Origin of the sequence: Pseudomonas nabeulensis (genome assembly GCF_004682045.1) — a bacterium.
Taxonomy (GTDB): domain Bacteria; phylum Pseudomonadota; class Gammaproteobacteria; order Pseudomonadales; family Pseudomonadaceae; genus Aquipseudomonas; species Aquipseudomonas nabeulensis.
In genome coordinates this window covers 17,834-37,936 of sequence record NZ_QUZT01000053.1, presented here as the reverse complement: position 1 = coordinate 37,936, position 20,103 = coordinate 17,834, and the positions used below count along the sequence as shown (strand labels likewise).

Below are 20,103 nucleotides of genomic sequence, written 5' to 3'. Positions count from 1 at the left end.
CGAAGCCACGGCCACCGGGGCTATCAGCGCTTGGTGTTGGAACGGATATTCCAGCCAAACTTGATCGCGCCGCCGTCTTTGGTGCCGTCGGCTTTCTGCGGCTGGTAGTCGACCATCACTTGGGCGAAGTTCAGGGTGACGTTCTCGGTCAGGCGATCATCGGAACCCGAACCGCCGGTGCTCAGGGACGTGACCAGCACTTCTTCCAGGTTGATCACCATGTACTCGACCTGGCTTTCACCACCGGCCTTGCGCACGGTGAGCTTGACCTTGTCGATGTGCTTGCCGCTGGCGCAGTGCATCATCAGGTTCGGCGAGGCCTTGTCGACGTACTTGGTCAGCGACAGGTCCTGGATATTCACCTTGCCCGCACCGCCGCCACCGCCCACGTGCATGTTGCCGGACTGGGCCATGCCCCAGCTCCAGTTCAATACGTCGATTTCGTCCTTGTGGGCCTTGTCCATGGACTCGCCCTTGATGTCGCCGATCTTGATGAAAATATCAACAGCCATGATTTCTCCCTGTGTGGCGTGGGCCACTGAATTTGATTAAGCCCAATGGGGGGCTTTGCTTTCCTGTGGGAGGGGGCTTGCCCCCGATAGCGGTGTGTCAATCAACCTATCAGTGACTGAACCACCGCCATCGGGGGCAAGCCCCCTCCCACAGTAGAGCGAGTTCGCTGTTAGCTATGCGCTTTTGGCCGAAGGCAGCTTCGATACCAAACGCAACGACACGGTCAGCCCTTCCAGCTGGTAGTGCGGGCGCAGGTAGAACTTGGAGTTGTAGTACCCCGGGTTGCCTTCGACTTCTTCCACGATCACTTCGGCCGCTGCCAACGGATGCTGGGCCTTGGTGGTTTCGGTGGAGTGGGCCGGGTCACCGTCCACGTAGTTGAGGATCCAGTCCTGCAACCAGCGCTGCATCTCGTCCTTCTCTTTGAAGGAACCGATCTTGTCGCGCACGATGCACTTCAAGTAGTGAGCGAAACGGCACGTGGCGAACAGGTACGGCAGGCGCGCGGCCAGGTTGGCGTTGGCGGTGGCGTCCGGGTCATCGTATTCGGCCGGTTTCTGCAACGACTGCGCACCAATGAACGCGGCAAAGTCGGTGTTCTTTTTGTGCAGCAGTGGCATGAAACCGTTCTTCGCCAGTTCCGCTTCGCGGCGGTCGCTGATGGCGATTTCGGTCGGGCACTTCATGTCCACGCCGCCGTCATCGGTGGGGAAGGTGTGGGCTGGCAGGTTTTCCACTTCACCGCCGGACTCCACGCCACGGATGCGCGAGCACCAGCCGTAGTGCTTGAACGAACGGTTGATGTTCACCGCCATCGCGTAGGCGGCGTTGGCCCAGGTGTACTTGGAGCTGTCGGCGCCGTCGGTGTTTTCTTCGAAGGCGAAGGCTTCCACCGGGTCGGTCTTGGCGCCGTACGGCAGGCGCGCCAGGAAGCGCGGCATGGTCAGACCGATGTAGCGCGCATCTTCCGATTCACGCAGCGAGCGCCAGCCGGCGTATTCCGGGGTGGTGAAGATCTTGGTCAGGTCGCGCGGGTTCGACAGCTCTTGCCACGAGCCCATGCCCATCACGGTCGGCGAGGCCGCAGCGATGAACGGGGAGTGCATGGCGGCGCAGACTTTGGACAGCTCGCCCAGCAGTTCCACATCCGGTGGCGACTGGTCGAAGTAGTAGTCACCCACCAGGCAGCCGTACGGTTCGCCGCCGAACTGGCCGTATTCTTCTTCGTACATCTTCTTGAAGATCGGGCTCTGGTCCCACGCCGTGCCCTTGAATTTCTTCAGGGTCTTGTGCAGGTCCGGCTTGGAGATGTTGAGCACGCGGATCTTGAGCTGCTCATCGCTCTCGGTGTTGTTGACCAGGTAGTGCAGGCCACGCCAGGCGCTTTCCAACTGCTGGAAATCCTGGTGATGGATGATCTGGTTGACCTGGGCGGTGAGCTTGGCGTCGATGGCGGCGATGATCGATTCAATCGACTTGATCGCGTCGTTGGACACCAGGTCAGTCTGGGCCAACGCCTGCTCGGCCAGGGTGCGCACGGCGGTTTCCACGGCTTCGCGGGCACGCTCGGTCTTGGGCTTGAATTCTTGCAGCAGCAGGTTGGCGAACTCGCTGGCTTCTTCGGTCTGGGTGCCCAGGATCTGGGCGCCTTCGCGGGCGGTATTGTCCGTCATGATTACTGCTCCCCTGCAGGCTTGGGCGCGCTGGCAAGTGCTTGCAGCAGTGCCGGGTCCTTGATCGCCTTCATGATGATTTCTTCAGCGCCGGTCTTGCCGTCCATGTAGGTCAGCAGGTTGGCCAGTTGGGTGCGGGCTTCGAGCAGTTGGTTCAGCGAATCGACCTTGCGCGCCACGGCGGCGGGGCTGAAGTCGTCCATGCTTTCGAAGGTGATGTCCAGGCTCAGGTTGCCTTCGCCGGTCAGCTCGTTGGGTACGTGGAACGCCACGCGTGGCTGCATGGCCTTGAGGCGCGAGTCGAAATTGTCGACGTCCACTTCAAGGAACTTGCGGTCAGCCACTGGCGCCAAAGGCTCGGCGGGCTTGCCGGCGAGGTCGGCCATCACGCCCATCACGAAGGGCAGCTGGACCTTTTTCTCGGCGCCGTAGAGCTCGACGTCGTACTCGATCTGCACTCGAGGCGCACGGTTGCGCGCGATGAATTTCTGAGAACTTTGCTTCGCCACGTTGCTGCTCCTGGTCGCTTGAGCGACGGTGTTGTTACTGGACTGCCCGGCGGTTTACTCGTCGTCCGGGCCGCGCAGGTTTTCAAATTGAGACATGCCGTCGGGAATCAGATTGCGCACGATGGCCGCGAAGTCGGCGTGCACCAGATTCTTCGCCCGGTTCAACAGCACCGGCAGCGGGCTCGAAGGCTCGTGCCGGGTGTAGTACGCAAGGATCTTGTCGAGGCTGCGCAGCACATCGTCACGGCTGGCGATATCGCCGACCGGGCGCGGTGCTGCGGGTGCTGCGGCGTATTCGACCGAGGGGGCACTGTCTTCACTGACAACCTCGGGAACGCTACTGCCGGGCACTGCTTGATTGAGAAGTTGCAGCGCCTGCTTGAGCGGTTGCTTCAAGGCGCTGAGGTCCACACCCTGGGCGGAACCGACTTGATCGTTGACCTGTTCTTCGATGGCCTCGCAGGCGGCACGCGCAGCGCTCAAGGCGTCGCGGGTGGCTTGCAATTGCTCGGGGTCGCTGTCGAGAAACGCCGCGTTGAGCTGCTGGGCGCCGAGTTGTTCGTCAGGAAAACTCAACAGGCCGCTGGCGTTGAGCGCGGCGCGCAGGCTGACGGGGCCGAAGGTGCGCGAGCGGGTGAGGATGCTTTCGCGCAGCAGGCGAATGTTCGTGTCGCAGGTCAGGCCGGTGAGGGCGTTGATACGCACGGTGGGGTCGTTATCGTCGTCGGCATCCAGGCGCGGATGCAGGTCGGCCCAGTAGTCGCGCAGCAGCGCGTTGATCAACGAAAGGACGTCGGCAAGTCCCGCCACACCCTGTAGGGCAAGCGAGCTTTGCAGCAGGAAATGGGTGATGCGCAGGTCTTTGCTGCGCTGCAACAAATCGAGACTTTGCTGCTGGATGCTGCGCCATTCCGGTGGCTCGGCAGGCAGGATCGAGTCGCCCATGCTGCGTTCGGGCTGGCCCTTGGCGGCACGCTCAAGTTGAAGAAAGTCCGCGTCATATTCCATGTCTTCACCACAGGGCGAAGTCGCAGAAACGGCGGCGAGCAGCAACGGCACATCCACTGAAATTGATCTCCTTATCAGCCCGCTAGAGCGCGGACAATTCATGCATTAGTTGCGCGAGGAACTTTGCATGTTTTCTCAGTCATATAAGCAAGATGCCACTAGTGTGCCATCACTGGTATCTGAGAAGTTGTGCATTTTTGGTGTAGTACTTACGCCTTGTCAAGGTAAGCTATTCGCCCTTTGTGACAGATGTGCGGTATTTAACAACCTGCACGACTGGTGGGTCGAACGGCGCACCGGGACAGGATTTTTGTCATAGAGCCCGGTTAAGATCAGCGATCATGCTGGCATTGACGGGTTTGTAGAGGGTCGATTGCAGGGCGTGACGAGGACCTTTCTGGAACCATCGTCCCGGAAATCGACCGCGCGCGAAGTATCAGCAAGGAGGCAAGATGTCGCTGTGTTTGACTATCACTAGTTATCACAAGATTACCCCTGGGCAATGCCCCGAGAAGTCCATGAATCAGGGCTCGATGGCTATTGGCCGCAGTTCCGATAATGACTGGGTATTGCCTGATCCAGAGCGGCTGGTCTCCTCGCAACATTGCGTTATTCAATACAAAGATGGCCGTTATTATTTAACCGATAACAGTACAAATGGTGTGGAGTTGGTAAACGCCGGTATTCGCATGCGCCGGGGGAATAGCGAGCTGTTGCAAAATGGCGAGTTGATCCGCATCGGCGACTACGAGATCCAGGCGCGTATCGACTTCAACGTGCAGGCCGTCGACAGCCAGGCGTTTGCCGGCGATTCGCCGAACAGCTTCGAGGCGCTGATGGGCGCCGTGGCCAGTCCGCCACCGCCACAGCCGGTGATCGCGCCGCAGTTCCAGGGCGCCTCGTCGATGGACACCCTGCCGGACCTGTTCGACTTCCTCAGCCCCACTGCCGTGCCGCCGGCGACCGTGGCCGATCATGTGCCGCCTGAGCAGCACGATTTCCGTCCGCCGACCCCGGTTGTGGTGGAGAAACCCGTGGCGTCGGCGTCGGTGATTCCCGAAGACTGGGACCTGTTCGGCGACGCACCCGCCGTCCCTGTGCCCGCACCGCCGCCCCCTCCAGCACCGGTCGTGCAACCGTCGCCGGTGGCTGAAGCCCAGGCGCAACCCGACCTCCTGCAAGCCTTCCTGCGTGGTGCCGGCCTTGACCACCTGCGCCTGGACGCCGTTCAGGCCGAAGCGCAAATGGAAAACATCGGCCGCAGCTACCGCCTGATGGTCGAAGGCTTGATCGACGTGCTGCGCGCCCGCGCCAGCCTCAAGGGCGAGTTCCGCATGCAGCAGACGATGATCCAGCCTGCTGAAAACAATCCGTTGAAATTCGCCCCGAATGCCGAGGAAGCGTTACTGCTGTTGCTACGTCACGGCAACCAGGCGTTTATGGCGCCCGATGCCGCCGTGCGCGACAGTTTCAACGATTTGCGCGCCCACCAGTTGGCGGTGATGGCTGGGGTGGAGGCCGCGATCAAGCACCTGCTCACACGTTTCGAACCGGCGCAGCTGGAAGAGCGCATGGGCAAGCCGGGCGGGCTGTCGAGCATTTTCAACGGCTCGCGCCAGGCCCAGTACTGGCAGCAGTTCACCGAGCTCTACAGCAATATTTCCCGCGAGGCCCAGGAAGATTTCCAGGACCTGTTCGGCCGCGAATTCAGCCGAGCCTACGAAGAACACAGCGCCCGGCAGCGGCGCTGACCCGCAACACATGGATTCAACGGATAGCCAAGTACGTCATTGAGGACGAAGGATGATTCCCAGGTTTTTACTCGCAGTCGCCACACTGCTTCTGCTGACGGCGTGTGCCAACGATGCCGCCAAACCCGACGCGGCTGCCGAGGCCGATGCGGACACTGCCGCCATTGAGCTGCACTTTCACGCCATCGACGGGCTCAACCCCGGTGCCAGCGGCCAGCCCGCGCCGGTGCGGGTGCGCATCTTCGAACTGAAAAACGCCGCCACCTTCGCTCGTTCCGATTACTTCTCCCTGGCTGACCGTGCGCAATCCACCCTGGGCCTGGACCTGCTGGACCAGGACGAAGTGGTGGTGCAACCCGGCCAGCAATTGAGCATTCAGCGCGACCTCGACCCGTCCACCCGCCAGATCGGTTTGTTGGTGGGCTATCGCGAGCTGGACCGCGCCCAGTGGCGCACGGTGGTCAGCGTACCGCCGCGCCAATACACCGAATACCAGATCAGCCTCGATGTGCGTGCGGTGCGCGCCGACGTCGTGGTTCCCCCATCCAGCCCTGCCCACTAAGAAGCAATCGGAGCCCCCATGTCCTGGAACAATCGCGTGGTCTGGTCGGAAGGCATGTTCATCGGAACGCAGCACTTCCAGCAGCATGACCGTTACCTGGAAAACCTGATCGACGCCCGCAGCCGTCCGTTGTCCGCCGGCAGTTGGGGCTTTTCCGAATTGCTGATCGACCAGGGCTTGCTGGCCCAGGGCAAGTTGGCGATTGTCTCGGCGCGCGGCCTGTTGCCCGATGGCACCCCGTTCAATATCCCCCAGGATGACCTGGCGCCCAGCCCGCTGAATATTGACGACAACCTGCGCGATGGCCTGGTGTACCTGGCCCTGCCGCTCAAGCGTGCCGGCGCCCGCGACACCGTGGACGAGGGCGAAGCGTTGGAAGCCGCACGCTATGTCAGCCAGGTACGCGAAGTGCGTGACGACAACGCGCCGTTCGAGAACCGTGCACCGGTGGCCGTCGGCTTCCGTGCCCTGCGCCTGCTGACGGCCCAGGACGGCGTCAGCGACTATGCCGCCATCGGCCTGGTGCGCATCAAGGAAAAACGCGCCGACCGTGCCTTGGTCCTCGACGACACGTACATCCCGCCCGTTCTGGACGTGGCCGCGAGCAAACCGCTGACGGCGTTTCGCAGCGAACTGCTGGGCCTGCTGCACCAGCGTGGCGAAGCCCTGGCCGGGCGCGTGGTGGCATCCGGCGCTGGCGGCGCTTCGGAGATTGCCGACTTCATGCTGCTGCAACTGGTCAACCGTGCGCAGCCGCTGATCCAGCACCTGAGCCAATTGAGCCCGCTGCATCCGGAGCGGTTTTTCAGCGAACTGGTAAGCCTGGCCGGTGAGTTCTCCACCTTCTCCACTTCGGGCCGCCGCCCGCAGGAATACCCCCAGTACCAACACGACGATCTGGCCCTGAGCTTCGCCCCGGTGATGGCGGCGTTGCGCGAAGCGCTGTCGATGCTGATCGACAGCAAGGCCACGCCGATCCCGATTGTGGAGAAAGCCTACGGCGTGCACGTGGCGATGCTGGCCGACAAGACCCTGCTCGACAGCGCCAGTTTCATCCTGGTGGTGCGGGCCGATGTGCCCGGCGAAACCCTGCGCGCACGCTTCGGCCAGCAGAGCAAAGTCGGCTCGGTGGAGCACATCCGCGACCTGGTCAACCTGCAACTGCCGGGCATCAGCCTATTGCCGCTGCCGGTGGCGCCGCGCCAACTGCCGTATCACGCCGGTTCCACCTACTACGAGCTGGATCGTGGCAGCGAGGCCTGGCAACAGCTGGGCAACTCCGGTGGTTTTGCCTTCCATATCGCCGGGCAATTCCCGGGCTTGAACCTGGCCTTCTGGGCGATCCGAGGATAATCCGCGATGCACCCCAATGATGACGACCGCACCCAGTTCATGCCGCGCCCCGGTGGCCGTGCGCCGGAACCTGCGCGTGCCGAGCCTGCGCCTTTGTCGATGCCGGCCGCGCCGATGCTCACCGGCAAGGGCCAGGGCCTCAACCCGCTGGAAAGCGCCGCCGGCCCATTGCTGGCGTTGCTGACCCGCCTGCGCAACACCATCGCCCACCCGGCGCCGGCCAGCCTGCGTGCGCAATTGCTGGCGTACCTGCGCCAGTTCGAAGAACGCGCCGAAGCCGCCGGTGTGGCGCGCAATGAGGTGCTGTTGGCCCGCTACGCGCTGTGCACCGCCCTCGATGAAGCGGTACTGAGCACGCCATGGGGCAGCACCAGTGACTGGGGCAAGCAGAGCCTGCTGATCACCGTGCACAACGAAGCCTGGGGCGGCGAAAAAGTCTTCCAGTTGCTCGACCACTGCCTGCAAAGTCCACGGGAACGCCTGTACCTGCTGGAACTGTTGTACCTGTGCATGTGCCTGGGGTTCGAAGGCCGCTACCGTGTGATGAACGACGGCCGCAGCCAATTGGAAGCGCTGCGTGAGCGCACCGCTGCGGCGATTCGCAGCGCCCGTGGCGAACACGAACGCGAGTTGTCGCCCCACTGGCGCGGCGTGACCGTAGCGCGGGACCGCCTGGCGCAATTCATGCCGCCGTGGATCGCCGTGGCGATTGGCGTGGCGCTGTTGCTGGCGCTGTTGTTTGGCTTGCGTCTCAAGCTGGCGTCGGATGCGGAGCCGGTGTTCAAGAGCATTCACGCCCTGGGCGAGATCCCGGTGCAGGCCATTGACCGTCCGGTGGCGCAGCCCAAGGTGGTCGAGCGCCCGCGTCTGGCGGGCTTCCTCGTCGAAGATATCAAGGCCGGTCGCGTGGCCGTGGAAGATGCAGTGGACCGCTCCGTGGTCACCATCCGTGGCGACGAGCTATTCGCCTCTGCCAGCTCCAGCATTGTCGATGACTACCAGCCGCTGATGCTGCGCATCGCCGATGCCATTCGCAAGGTGAAGGGCCAGGTACGCGTCACCGGGCATAGCGATAACCGCCCGATTGCCACCCTGCGCTTTCCGTCCAACTGGGCGTTGTCGGAAGCGCGGGCCAAGTCGGTGCTGGAAATGCTCGCAGCCAAGACTGGCCAGGCCGATCGTTTCAGCGCCGAAGGGCGCAGCGACACGGAGCCGGTGGCCACTAACAGCACAGCCGAAGGCCGCGCCCGCAATCGTCGGGTTGAAATCACCGTATTGGCGGAGGGCGTCGAGTGAAGGCGTTTTTCAGTTTTATGATTCGCTGGGTGATCCCCGTGCTGGGGCTGATCGCCCTGAGCCTGATCATCTGGTTTGTCGGGCCGTTGCTTGACGTATTGGTGCCGGAAGGGCGCCGCTGGGCGCTGATCATCCTGGTGTTCGCGGTGTGGCTCGCCTACCGCGTGTTCCGCCTCATTCAGGCGCGGCGCCAAGCCGCCGAAGTGATGCGCAGCCTGGCCGCCGAAACCCCGGCCGATCCCAATAGCGTGGCCACCGCCGAAGAACTCACCACCCTGCGTCAGCGCATGGACGAAGCGTTGGCGTTGCTGAAAAAGGCCAAGCTCGGCGGCGATGAACGCCGCAATCTGTATGAGCTGCCGTGGTACGTGATCATCGGCCCGCCGGGTTCGGGCAAGACCACCGCGTTGGTCAATTCCGGCCTGCACTTTCCGTTGGCCGCGCAATTGGGCGCGGGTGCCGTGCGGGGCGTCGGCGGTACGCGCAACTGCGATTGGTGGTTTACCGATCAAGCCGTGTTGCTCGACACCGCTGGCCGCTACACCACCCAGGACAGCAACTCCACGGTGGACAAAGCCGCGTGGCTGGGCTTTCTCGACCTGCTGAAAAAGCAACGCTCGCGCCGTCCCATCGACGGTGCGTTCATTGCCATCAGCCTCTCGGATTTGCTGCTGGGCACCGACGCCGAACGCGCCGCCCACGCCGCCGCGATTCGCCTGCGTATCCAGGAGCTGTACACCCAGTTGGGCGTGCGTTTCCCGATCTACCTGATGCTGACCAAGCTCGACCTGGTGCCGGGCTTTATGGAGTTTTTCGACAACCTGAGCAAGGAAGACCGCGCCCAGGTGTGGGGCATGACCTTTGCCCTCGACGACGGCAAAAACAGCGACAGTCCACTGGCCCACCTGCAAAGCGAATTCGCCGGGCTGGAGCAACGCCTCAACGAACGTTTGGTGGAGCGTCTGCAACAGGAGCGTGACCCGGCGCGGCGCGACCTGATCTACGGCTTCCCGCAACAGTTCGGCGCGCTGAAGGACTGCCTGCAAAGCTTCCTTGAAGGTGTGTTCAAACCCAATGCCTTCGAAGAGCGCGTATTGCTGCGCGGCGTGTACTTCACCAGCGGCACCCAGGAAGGCAGCCCGATTGATCGACTGATCGGCGCCATGGCCCAGAGCATGAACCTGGACCGCCAGCACCTGGCACGCCAGAGCGGCACCGGGCGCAGCTACTTCATCGAAAAACTGTTCACTGCGGTGGCGTTTGCCGAGCGTGGTTTGGTCGGGGTGAATCCCAAGGTCGAGCGTCGCCGCAAATGGATCGCACGCGGCGTGCTCGCCGCCACCGTGGCGTTGGTGGTGGTGGTCAGTGGCTTGTGGTGGGTGAGTTATCGCGCCAACCAGGCGTATATCGCCCAGGTCGACCAGAAGGTCGCGCCGCTGGGCCAGGCCGTGCAGAGCCTGAGCCCGGCGCAGCGTGAAGTCCTTGCTGTGCTGCCGTTGCTCAATGCGGTGAAGAACCTGGCGGGGGATTCGCCGAGCTGGTCCGAGGGCCTTGGTCTGTACCAGGGCGATATGCTCGAAGCCGAGTCCGCCAGCGTCTACCGCAAGTTGTTGATTGCGGTATTCGCGCCGCGTTTGGTGACGCGTATCGAAGAACAACTGCACGGCGGCGGCAACTCCGACTTCCTCTACGAAGGCCTCAAGGCGTACTTGATGCTCGCCGATGCCGAGCATTACGACCCGGACTTCATCAAGGCCTGGATCGCCCTCGACTGGGACCGCAACCTGCCCCGCGACCTGCCGGCCGATCAGCGCCAGGCGTTGGCTGGGCACTTGCAGGCGCTGTTCGAGCGTCACCCGCCGAATGCGCGCCTTGACCCACGACTGATCGATGACCTGCGCCGCCAGTTGCAACAGCTGCCGGTGGCTCAGCGTGTGTACGACCGGGTCAAGCGCCAGAAGCTGCCCGACGGCATCCCGGATTTCCGTCTCAATGAAGCCGCTGGCCGTGACGCTGCGTTGGTGTTCAGCCGCAAGAGCGGCAAGCCGTTGGGCGAGCCGCTGAGCGGGTTCTTCACCGCCAAGGGTTATCGCCAGGCGTTCCTGCTGAGCAGCCTGAACCAGACCGGCACCCTCGCTGAAGAGCAATGGGTGTTGGGCCATGAGCAGGCCGATCAACAGAATGTGGTCAGCCTGGCCGGGGATGTGCGCCGCCTGTACTTCCAGGATTACCAGCGCCAATGGGATGCCTTGCTGGCGGATATCGACTTCGTGCCGATCACCAGCGTGGCCCAGGCCGCCGATGTACTGCGGGTGATTTCCGGGCCGACCTCGCCGTTGAAAAAACTGCTGGTGGCGGTGGCCAAGGAAACCGATCTGCAAGCCGAAGAGCGCCAGTTGGCGGCCAAAGGCGTGCCGGTCGAAGGCGGTGTCGACAAGCTCAAGGAGCGCCTCGGCAGCCTGCTCGGCCAGGAGCAACCGACGGCCAACGCGCCGCAGGCCGCGGATGATCCGGTGACCGCGCACTTTGCCGAACTCAACAGCATCGTCAGCAAAAACGAAGGTGAACCGGCGGCTATCGACGGCCTGCTGTCGGACATGAACGCGCTGTATGTGCAGGTCAGCGCCATGGTCGGCGCCAGCGGCGATGCGTTGCTCGGTGAGGCGAAGAACCAGGCGGCAGCGGCGGCCACGCGGGTCAGCCTGAACGCCGAACGCCAGCCGCCGCTGGTGCAGGGCATGGTCAAGTCGGTAGTCAACTCCACCACCAACAGCATGATGGGCGGGGTGCGTAACCAACTGAACGCGGCCTGGATGAGTGAAGTGGTCAACGTGTATCGCCAGTCGTTGGCCGGCCGTTACCCGCTGGCACCGGGCAGTGCGCGGGACGCCACCCTGGATGACTTCGGCCAGTTCTTCGGCGTGGGCGGGGTGATGGACAACTACTTCCGCAAATACCTGCAACCTTACGTGGACACGTCCGCGCAGACCTGGCGCTGGCAGCCGGGCGCGGCACAGAAACTGGGGATCTCGCCGGGTGTGCTGCAAACCTTCCAGCGGGCGGCGACGATTCGTGACGCGTTTTTCCGCGCCGGCGGCACGCAGCCCATCGTGCGTTTTGAGCTCAAGCCGGTATCGATGGACCCGACCATTACCCAGTTCCTGCTCGACCTCGACGGCCAGCAACTGAGCTACGACCACGGCCCCAGCCGCCCGGTGGCGATGCAATGGCCGAACCCCGGCAGCATCGGTGTGGTGCGTATATCCATCATGCCGCCTGCCGCCAGTGGCCGTTCCGGTGTGACCCTGGACGGGCCGTGGGCCTGGTTTCGCCTGCTGGAGCAATCGGACCTGACGGCCGGCAATTCGCCGGACCGATTCAACCTGCGCCTGCGGGTCGACGGCGCGAGCATCGCTTACGAGCTGCGCGCCAACAGTGCGTTCAACCCGTTCAAGAGTCGCGTGCTCAGCGGGTTCAGCCTGCCGGAGCGGCTATGACGACGTTGGGTTTTTACGGCAAGTTGGCCAGCCGCGGGGACTTTGTCAGCCGTGGCTTGCCCCAGAGTTTTATCGGCCCGTGGGACAGTTGGCTGGCGGCAGGTTTGCTCGCCACCCAGAACCGCCTGGGTGGTGAATGGCTCAATGCGTACCTGGTCAGCCCGTTGTGGCGCTTTGTGCTGGCGCCGGGTGTGTGCGGGCCGGAGGCGGCGGTGGGGGTGGTGATGCCGAGCATTGATCGGGTCGGGCGCTACTTTCCGCTGGCGGTGGTGGCGCTGCTGGATCACGACAGCAATCCGGCTTCGCTGGTGGGCGGTCCGGACGCCTGGTTTGAACAGGCCGAAGCGCTGTTGCTCAGCACGCTGGACGCGGGCGCGACCTTTGAAGGCTTTAACGCGGGCGTCGACGCGCTGGGGGTTCCGCCGAGTGAGCCAGCGGTGGCTGCCACGGAGCCCTTGGGCCGAATGAATGCCCTGGCCGCACAGGCCTGTGTGGGCGCCAGCCTGTGGTGGGGGCGGGGTTCGGAACGGATTCCGCCGGGTTTGTCACGGTGCCAGGGCCTGCCTGCCGCCGACGATTTTGCGCAGTTTTTGCTCGGACAAGAAGGTGTGGTGTAGATGGGGGCGACGTACAAATCCGCGAGCAAAAGCCATGTGGGCATGGTGCGCCAGGTCAATGAGGACGCGTGCCTGGACCTGCCGGAAAACCGCCTGTGGGTGGTGGCCGACGGCATGGGCGGGCATGCGGCGGGGGACTATGTCAGTAGCCTGATCGTCGACAGCCTGCGAAGCGTGCCGGTGGGGCGCTCGCTGGAGGAATATTCGGCGGCGCTGCGCAATGACCTGATCCGTATCAACGCCGCCGTGCGTGAAGAAACCGCCAACCGCGGCGTATCTCTGATGGGTAGCACCGTGGTGCTGTTGGCCGCACGTGGCTTGCGGGGCGTGTGCCTGTGGGCGGGCGACAGTCGCCTGTACCGCCTGCGCGACGGCGTGCTGGAACGCATCTCCCGCGACCACAGCTACGTGCAAGACCTGCAAGACAGCGGCCTGCTCAGCGAAGCCGACGCCCGCAACCACCCGCGCGCGAACATCGTCACCCGCGCCATTGGTGTGGAGGCGCAGTTGGAGCTGTCCGCCGTCGACCTGCTGATCGCCCCCGGCGACAGCTACCTGCTGTGCAGCGATGGCCTCAACAAAACCGTTGAGGACCAGGAAATCCGCGAGGTACTCAGCCACGACACGCCGGACGAAATCGTGCGCAGCCTGGTGCACCTGGGGCTCAATCGGGGCGCACCGGACAACATCACCACCCTCGTCGTGAAGGTCTGCCCATGAACATCCTGATCCCTGGCTATGACATCGAAGGCGAGATCGGCGAAGGCGCCATGGCCAGCGTGTACCTGGCGACCCAGCGCTCATTGGAGCGCAAGGTGGCGTTGAAGGTGATGGCGGCGGCGCTGGCGGCTGACCCAACGTTCTGCGAGCGCTTCCTGCGTGAGGGCAAGACGTTGGCGCGGCTGTCGCACCCGCACACGGTGACCATCCATGACATCGGCAATGTCGGTGAGCTGTATTACATGGCCATGGAATACCTGCCCAACGGCACGCTCAAGGAGCGCATCGCCGCCGGCATGACCCCTGAGCAGGGCGTGACGCTGATCCGCCAGATTGCCTCGGCGCTGGGTTATGCCCATGCCCAAGGCCTGGTGCACCGCGACGTGAAGCCGGCGAACATTCTGTTTCGTGCCGATGGTACGGCGGTGCTGTCGGACTTCGGCATTGCCAAGTCGCTGGACGATCGCACTCAGTTCACCCAGGCCGGTTTTGCCGTGGGCACCCCGAGCTATATGAGCCCGGAACAGGCGCGAGGCCAGGAGATCGATGGCCGCGCTGATCTGTATGCGTTGGGCGTGGTGCTCTATGAAATCCTCGTCGGCAAGCTGCCCTACAGCGGCACCGATGCGCTGTCCACGGCGCTGGCCCACCTGACCGAACCGCTGCCGGAACTGCCGGTGCATCACGGGCGTTATCAGGAGGTACTGCGCAAGCTGTTGGCCAAGGACCCGGCCGAGCGCTACCCGGATGCAGCGGCGCTGTTGCGGGCATTGGACGAGTTGCCGATGGATTCGCCGGAAGCCACGTTGGTGCGGCCGTTGCCGATCCCGGTGAGTTTTGACCTGGGCGGCATCACCCCGGAGTCCATCGAGATTCCCACCGATAAACCGCAGCCGGTGCGCCAACCGGTAGTGCCGCAAAGCCAACACAGCGAACAACGTCGCGGTCCGGTGTTGGCGCTGGCGGGCGTTGCGGTGGCGGTTGCCTTGGCCATTGGCGGAGCCAGTTATTGGTGGTTGAGCGGGAGCGATGAGCCGGACGCCAAACCGCCAGCCGCCGTCGTACCTATTGCGCCGCCGCCAGTGGCTGAAGTCGATGGCGGCCAGCGCCCGTTGCTGATGGCTGGCAAGAAAACCCTGTTCCAGCGCGTGCTCAGCAAGCCGGGCGCCAAGCTTTCAGCGCAGGCCGGCAGTGCGCCGGGCAAAGCGCTGCCGGCGTTTTCGGTGCTCTACGTTTACCAGCGCAAGGACATCGACGGCAGCCCCTGGGTGCGCGTCGGCGCTGCCACCGATGGACGCAGCGACGGTTGGCTACCGGCGTCCCAGGTCAGCGACTGGAAGCAAAGCCTGGTGCTGAAATTCACTGAGCGTTCGGGGCGGGCGCCGGTGATGTTCCTGCGTCAGTCCGCTGAGGTGGAAAAACTGCTGGCTGATCCCGCCGCTGCCAAAAGCGCACTGGCCAAGGCGCAGAAAAACAGTGAGGACAACAGCCAGGTCCTGGCCCTGGAACCGACGGCCAGCGCCGTGCCGCAGAACCAGTTCTACCTGTTGCCGATCTTCGATGCCAAAGAGAGCTTCGACGACAACGGCACGCCCGTGCAGTTGCTCAACGTGGCCTCCATCGATCCAGGCACCAGCGCCGTGGTGAAACCTGCGACGCCGGTGATCAATGCCAACGCTGATGCCTTCCGCACAGCCGTGGTGCTGGTGGTGGACACCACCGTGTCGATGCAGCCCTATATCGACCAGATTCGCGACGTGGTGCACGAACTGCAAACCCGCATCGCCGAGCGTGGCGAGTTGGACAGCGTCAGTTTTGGCATGGTCGGTTTTCGCAGCAGCGTGAAGAAGACGCCGGGCCTGGAGTACGTGTCCAAGACCCTGATCACCTTGGACCAAGGCCGCGACCCGCAACGCTTCCTCGACATGGCGCGGCAGGTCAAGGCGTCCACCGTGTCGAGTCATTCGTTCAATGAAGATGCGTTTGCCGGCGTAATGCAGGCAGTGGATGGCATGGACTGGTCCGGCTACGGCGGGCGCATCATCCTGCTGGTCACCGATGCCGGGGCCCTGCGCAAGAATGACCCGTTCGCCGCCACCCAGATGAACGAAGCCGAAGTGCGCCAGGCGGCGCTGGGCAAGCAGATCAAGATCTACGCCTTGCACCTGCGTACCGATGCCGGCAAGAAAACCCATGCCGGTGCCGAGAGCCAATACCGCATCCTCACCGCCGACGCCAACCCGCAGATTGGCGACCTGTACACGGCGGTGCCAGGTGGTGATGTGCATAAGCTGGGTGAGCGCGTGGACGAGATCGGTAGCGTGTTCGCCAACCTCGTGCATCAGGTGCGCAGCAACACGCCACAACCGGTGCCGTTGCTGAGCAGCGCACCGAGCCTGGCGGACAAATCCGCCGCGGTGGGCTACGCGATGCACATGGATTTCCTCGGGCGTAAAACCGCCAGCCAGGCGCCGCAACTGGTCAGCGCCTGGACTGCCGACCGCGACCTCACCAACCCGGCGCTGCCGGCGTTCCAGGTGTGCGTGATGCTGACCAAATTGCAGCTCAACGACTTGCAACAGTCGCTGAAACTGATCGTCGACGCGGCGCGCAAAACCCAGACCTCGCCCAAGGACTTCTTCCAGGAAATCGCCAGCGCCTCGGCCTATATGAGCCGCGACCCGCAGGCCCTGCGCAAGGGTGGCAACCTGGCCGACGGCGGCATCCTTGGCGAATACCTGGAAGGCCTGCCGTACCGCAGCAAGTCACTGAACATGACCCAGGATTTGTGGTTGTCGTTGAGCGTGGCCGAGCAGGAAGACTTTATCGACGAGCTGGATTCGAAAATCCGCCTCTACGAAACCTTCCACAACGATGTGGCCAACTGGGTCCGTTTCGGCGATGCCGAGCCGGGCGATGCGTTGTACCGCGTGCCGTTGTCGACGCTGCCGTGATGCTGAACCTGAGCGCGGTGCACAAAAGCCGGGGCATCGGCAGCCAGCGCTACAGCCTGGTGATTCCGGCGCTGGCGCTACGTGCGGGTGAGCAATTGGCGATTGTCGGGCCCAGTGGCTGCGGCAAGAGCACCCTGCTTGACCTGCTGGCACTGGTGTTGGCGCCGGATCAGGTCGGGCAATTTGAATTCCATCAGCAGGACATTGCAGGGCTGTGGCGCGGCGATCAGCAGTCCGCGTTGGCGCAGTTGCGCAGCCAACATTTGGGCTATGTGCTGCAAACCGGCGGGTTGCTGGGCTTTCTCGATGTGCGCGGCAATATCGCGCTGTCCCGGCAACTGCTGGGTTTGAAAGACGATGGCAGCGTGGCGCGGTTGGCTGAACAACTGGAGATCAGCGATCAGTTGGCCAAGAAACCCGCCGCGTTATCTGTCGGCCAGCGTCAGCGCGTCAGTTGTGCCCGCGCCCTGGCCCACGCACCGCAATTGGTGCTGGCGGATGAGCCGACCGCATCCCTCGACCCGTTGAATGCCGAGCGTGTGATGCAGGCGCTGTTGGCCCAGGCGCGCGACAGCCGAGCGGCCTGCGTGATCGCCACCCATGACGAACCCCTGGCCCGCGCCAGTGGCTTGCAGGTGCGACGCATCAGTTGCCGTCGCGACACCGACGGCGGCGTCACGGCCACCCTCGGGGAGGCGTGCTGATGCGCCTCGGTCTGGTGGCTTCGCTGGCCTGGCAGGACTATCGCAACGACGCGTGGCTGTCGGCCTGTTCGGTGCTGGCGCTGGTGGCGGTGATTGCGCCGCTGCTGGTGCTTTTCGGCCTGAAATTTGGACTGGTTGGCAGTTTGACCGAACGTTTGGAAAACGACCCCGCCACCCGTGAAATTATTCCGCTGGGGGGTGGTCGATTCAGCAGCGCATTTATCGAGCAGTTGGGCGAGCGCGAGGACGTGGCGTTTGCGCTGCCCCGCACACGGCAGATTGCGGCGACGGCGCAGGTCGGCACGCTGACCCTGGAAATGCTGCCCACGGCATCAAGCGACCCGTTGTTAAGCGGCCTGCCGATGCCTAAAGGTCTGGACCAGATTGTGCTGAGCCACACCGCCGCCGAAAAGCTCGCGGCCCGGCCGGGTGATGGGTTGGAGATCAGTTTTGCCCGGCAAGTGGCGGGGCGCGTCGAGGCTCAGCGCACGCGGGTGCAGGTGCTGGCGGTGTTGCCGCTGGAGGCCTTTGCGCGTGACGGTTTGTTCGCCGACCTGAGCTTGCTGGAAGCGGCGGAGGATTATCGCGACGGTCGCGCAGTGGCGGCATTGGGCTGGGACGGTGAAGCAACAAGCGAGCAGCGGATCTACCCGGCGTTTCGCCTGTACGCTCGCAGCCTCACGGACGTGGAACCGCTGCGGGTGTTTTTCGCCGGGCAGAATCTGTTGGTGTCGACCCAGGCGTCAGCCATCGCCCAGGTGCAGTCGTTGAGCCGCAACCTGTCGATTGTGTTCTGGGTAATTGCCGGGTTGGCGTTGGCCGGGGCGTTTGCGGCGATCTTCGCCGGGGCGTTGGCTGCCGTGGCGCGTAAGCGCCGGGAATTATCGGTGTTGCGCCTGCTGGGGTTTTCCACCGCGGGGCTGTTGCTGTTTGTGGTGATGCAGGCGCTGTACAGCGCAGGGTTTGCCGCCGTACTCAGTGCCGGCCTGTATGGCGTGGCCGAGACTGCGTTGAACACATTATTCGTGCAGGTGCCGGGCGAATACGCCAGTCACCTGCTGGCGCGTCATTACGGCCTGGCCCTGGTTGCCGTCATGGGCGTCAGCGCCGTGGCGGCGGGTTGTGGTGGTTGGCGAGTGGCGCGGATCCAGGCTTCTGAAGGAATCAGAGATGTATAAGTTACTGGGCGCCTGTGTGGCGCTGAGCCTGGCCTCGATGGCGTGGGCGGATGAGACGAGCGATAAGCTCGATAATCCAAAACCCTTGGACGGTGACGTCAGCCTGCCGTTGCCGTGCGACGGCAACATGCTGTTCCGCTACGTCTATGTGTTGGCCCAGGGCACCCTGGATGACCGCGAGATCAGCCTCGGCTACCCCTTTGCCGAAGGCGAGGCGGGTTATCAGCAGTCGTTTATCTCGGGTTACCGCCGCGACTTTATCAACGGCCAGTTCACCCTCAAGGACTTGCCCAAGGACTGGAACAAAGTCATCGCGCCCTTGATGCCGAAGACCGACGCCAAGACCCCGCTCAAGCCCATGCTGTACTTCATCGGCAAGTACGAAGTGACCGCCCGCCAGTACGCCCAGGTGATGTCCCAGGCGCAGTCGCTGGCCAGCGGCGAACCGGCACCGGCATGCGATGTGCCGACGGGCATGGCCGCGCGGTTGCCCAAGGTGAAGCTGTCACGTTTTGAAGCGGAGCGTTTCTCGGCGGTGTACAGCGCCTGGCTGATGAAATATCACCGCGAGTTGCTGCCGGTGAGTGGGCGAGGTTCTTCGGCAGATGATGGCGGTGTGGGCTTTGTACGCCTGCCCACCGAAGTGGAATGGGAGTTCGCCGCGCGCGGCGGTCAGGCTGTGAGCCGTCAGGATCTGGAAGGGCGACTCTTCCCACGCCGTGCCGAAGGCAGCGACAGCGATGGCCCGTTGGGGGATTACGCGGTGTTCAACCAGGTCGCCGGCGGCACCGGCCAAGCGGCGCGCTTGATGCCCATCGGCACCAGGTTGCCCAACCCGATCGGGATGTTCGACGTGATCGGCAACGCGGCGGAAATGGTCCAGGAATCCTTCCAGCTGGTGCACGCCGGACGTCGCCAGGGCACCTACGGTGGCTTCGTCGCCAAGGGCGGCAATTACCTGGAAGGCGAGGGCACACTGTTCACCGGCATGCGCCGCGAGTACCCGTTGTTCGCCGCCGATGGCACCGAGCAAAGCAACGAGACCACCGGTTTTCGCGTGGCGATAGGTGCGCTGTCGGCGCCGCGTTCGCGCTACAAGGAACTGTTCGCCCAGTGGCAGAAAGAAGGCCGCCTGGCTGCGCTGACCGACGCCATCGACGACGCCCAGGACCCGACCAAGCGCCTGGACAGCATCATCGCCGCCAGCGTCGACCCCAAGCTGCAAGCCGAACTGGGGTTGGTCAATGAAGAGCTCAAGCGCAACGTCTCGCTGATCGCCCAGCAACGCGAAGAGGCGGCGGGCAACCTGATCCAGTCGGCCGCGTTGGTGGCCGAGACCATCGCCAACTACAACATCCGCCTGGCCAACTTGCAGAAGAGTCGCCAGCAGGCCAAGGACAACAAGGACGAGGCCAGCGCGCAACTGTTCGACATGGCCATCACCAATGGTCGCAGCGCCCTCGACGGCGCGGTGGCCATTTACATCGACAACCTGGCCACCGGCACGCGCTACACCGACGCGGTGATCCAGGCGCAGTTTCAACGGATCAAGGAAGAGTTGGATCGCAAGCCCGTGCTCGGCAAGAGCCTGGTGACGCGCGCGACACTGTTCGTCCGCCATGTCGGCAACTACCGCAAACAACAGCGGGCCGACCCGGCGACGATCTTGAAGGAATTGCTCGCAGCGAGCGGTCAGCGATGAACGCTGGCTGTACGGCGAGCTTGGAAGGGACTCAGGCGGCGGTGGGCCGTGCTGGGCAAGTCAAAC

General features: G+C 63.6%; 15 protein-coding genes. 11 read left to right on the top strand and 4 right to left on the bottom strand.

All coding sequences use genetic code 11. The features are described 5' to 3' along the window. Window positions 1-23: 23 nt before the first annotated feature. The 4 genes from DYL61_RS23290 to tssA all read right to left on the bottom strand — a co-directional run bounded on the left by DYL61_RS23290 (window position 24) and on the right by tssA (window position 3,760). Window positions 24-512, bottom strand: a complete 489-nt coding sequence (locus DYL61_RS23290; protein ID WP_017735732.1) for an Hcp family type VI secretion system effector — start codon at window positions 510-512, stop codon at window positions 24-26. 174 nt (window positions 513-686) lie between these two features. After that, entirely contained in the window at window positions 687-2,186 is a 1,500-nt protein-coding gene (gene tssC, locus DYL61_RS23285; RefSeq protein WP_105695942.1) for a type VI secretion system contractile sheath large subunit, read from the bottom strand. A 2-nt stretch (window positions 2,187-2,188) separates the two neighbouring features. After that, a complete protein-coding gene (gene tssB / locus DYL61_RS23280; RefSeq protein WP_003195557.1) occupies window positions 2,189-2,695 on the bottom strand; it encodes a type VI secretion system contractile sheath small subunit in 507 nt (168 codons plus the stop codon). A 54-nt stretch (window positions 2,696-2,749) separates the two neighbouring features. Then, window positions 2,750-3,760: a type VI secretion system protein TssA gene (gene tssA, locus DYL61_RS23275; protein ID WP_135310275.1), complete on the bottom strand. Its 1,011-nt coding sequence runs from the start codon at window positions 3,758-3,760 to the stop codon at window positions 2,750-2,752. A 395-nt stretch (window positions 3,761-4,155) separates the two neighbouring features. On the opposite strand from tssA, the gene tagH reads away from it, so the two are divergent. From tagH to DYL61_RS23220, 11 genes are read left to right on the top strand one after another with little or no spacing between them, the layout of a single operon-like run. Beyond that, window positions 4,156-5,454 (top strand): type VI secretion system-associated FHA domain protein TagH, encoded by a 1,299-nt coding sequence (tagH, locus tag DYL61_RS23270; RefSeq protein WP_135310274.1) that lies wholly within the window; start codon window positions 4,156-4,158, stop codon window positions 5,452-5,454. A 52-nt stretch (window positions 5,455-5,506) separates the two neighbouring features. Next, entirely contained in the window at window positions 5,507-6,016 is a 510-nt protein-coding gene (tssJ, locus tag DYL61_RS23265; RefSeq protein WP_135310273.1) for a type VI secretion system lipoprotein TssJ, read from the top strand. Window positions 6,017-6,034: 18 nt separating this feature from the next. After that, window positions 6,035-7,369, top strand: coding sequence for a type VI secretion system baseplate subunit TssK (gene tssK / locus DYL61_RS23260; protein ID WP_135310272.1), 1,335 nt, complete (start codon window positions 6,035-6,037; stop codon window positions 7,367-7,369). 6 nt (window positions 7,370-7,375) lie between these two features. After that, window positions 7,376-8,665, top strand: a complete 1,290-nt coding sequence (locus DYL61_RS23255; protein ID WP_135310271.1) for a DotU family type VI secretion system protein — start codon at window positions 7,376-7,378, stop codon at window positions 8,663-8,665. After that, window positions 8,662-12,162, top strand: coding sequence for a type VI secretion system membrane subunit TssM (tssM, locus tag DYL61_RS23250; protein WP_135310270.1), 3,501 nt, complete (start codon window positions 8,662-8,664; stop codon window positions 12,160-12,162). The genes DYL61_RS23255 and tssM overlap by 4 nt, the downstream gene beginning before the upstream one ends. After that, window positions 12,159-12,779, top strand: coding sequence for a type VI secretion system-associated protein TagF (tagF, locus tag DYL61_RS23245; RefSeq protein ID WP_135310269.1), 621 nt, complete (start codon window positions 12,159-12,161; stop codon window positions 12,777-12,779). The genes tssM and tagF overlap by 4 nt, the downstream gene beginning before the upstream one ends. Continuing rightward, entirely contained in the window at window positions 12,780-13,499 is a 720-nt protein-coding gene (locus DYL61_RS23240; RefSeq protein WP_135310268.1) for a PP2C family protein-serine/threonine phosphatase, read from the top strand. Beyond that, window positions 13,496-16,453, top strand: a complete 2,958-nt coding sequence (locus tag DYL61_RS23235) for a serine/threonine-protein kinase (protein WP_135310267.1) — start codon at window positions 13,496-13,498, stop codon at window positions 16,451-16,453. The genes DYL61_RS23240 and DYL61_RS23235 overlap by 4 nt, the downstream gene beginning before the upstream one ends. Beyond that, complete coding sequence (locus tag DYL61_RS23230; protein ID WP_135310266.1) at window positions 16,453-17,157, top strand: ABC transporter ATP-binding protein; 705 nt, start codon at window positions 16,453-16,455, stop codon at window positions 17,155-17,157. Before DYL61_RS23235 ends, DYL61_RS23230 begins: the two co-directional genes overlap by 1 nt. Continuing rightward, entirely contained in the window at window positions 17,157-18,335 is a 1,179-nt protein-coding gene (locus tag DYL61_RS23225; protein ID WP_135310265.1) for an ABC transporter permease family protein, read from the top strand. Before DYL61_RS23230 ends, DYL61_RS23225 begins: the two co-directional genes overlap by 1 nt. Continuing rightward, entirely contained in the window at window positions 18,328-20,037 is a 1,710-nt protein-coding gene (locus DYL61_RS23220; RefSeq protein WP_135310264.1) for a formylglycine-generating enzyme family protein, read from the top strand. Before DYL61_RS23225 ends, DYL61_RS23220 begins: the two co-directional genes overlap by 8 nt. Window positions 20,038-20,103 lie beyond the last annotated feature (66 nt).

Excerpts from the sequence above, each read along its gene's own strand:
- DYL61_RS23290 (WP_017735732.1), bottom strand. The coding sequence starts at position 512 with ATGGCTGTTGATATTTTCATCAAGATCGGCGACATCAAGGGCGAGTCC.
- tssC (WP_105695942.1), bottom strand. The coding sequence starts at position 2,186 with ATGACGGACAATACCGCCCGCGAAGGCGCCCAGATCCTGGGCACCCAG.
- tagH (WP_135310274.1), top strand. The coding sequence starts at position 4,156 with ATGTCGCTGTGTTTGACTATCACTAGTTATCACAAGATTACCCCTGGG.
- tssJ (WP_135310273.1), top strand. The coding sequence starts at position 5,507 with ATGATTCCCAGGTTTTTACTCGCAGTCGCCACACTGCTTCTGCTGACG.
- tssK (WP_135310272.1), top strand. The coding sequence starts at position 6,035 with ATGTCCTGGAACAATCGCGTGGTCTGGTCGGAAGGCATGTTCATCGGA.
- DYL61_RS23255 (WP_135310271.1), top strand. The coding sequence starts at position 7,376 with ATGCACCCCAATGATGACGACCGCACCCAGTTCATGCCGCGCCCCGGT.
- tagF (WP_135310269.1), top strand. The coding sequence starts at position 12,159 with ATGACGACGTTGGGTTTTTACGGCAAGTTGGCCAGCCGCGGGGACTTT.
- DYL61_RS23240 (WP_135310268.1), top strand. The coding sequence starts at position 12,780 with ATGGGGGCGACGTACAAATCCGCGAGCAAAAGCCATGTGGGCATGGTG.
- DYL61_RS23235 (WP_135310267.1), top strand. The coding sequence starts at position 13,496 with ATGAACATCCTGATCCCTGGCTATGACATCGAAGGCGAGATCGGCGAA.
- DYL61_RS23230 (WP_135310266.1), top strand. The coding sequence starts at position 16,453 with ATGCTGAACCTGAGCGCGGTGCACAAAAGCCGGGGCATCGGCAGCCAG.
- DYL61_RS23225 (WP_135310265.1), top strand. The coding sequence starts at position 17,157 with ATGCGCCTCGGTCTGGTGGCTTCGCTGGCCTGGCAGGACTATCGCAAC.
- DYL61_RS23220 (WP_135310264.1), top strand. The coding sequence starts at position 18,328 with ATGTATAAGTTACTGGGCGCCTGTGTGGCGCTGAGCCTGGCCTCGATG.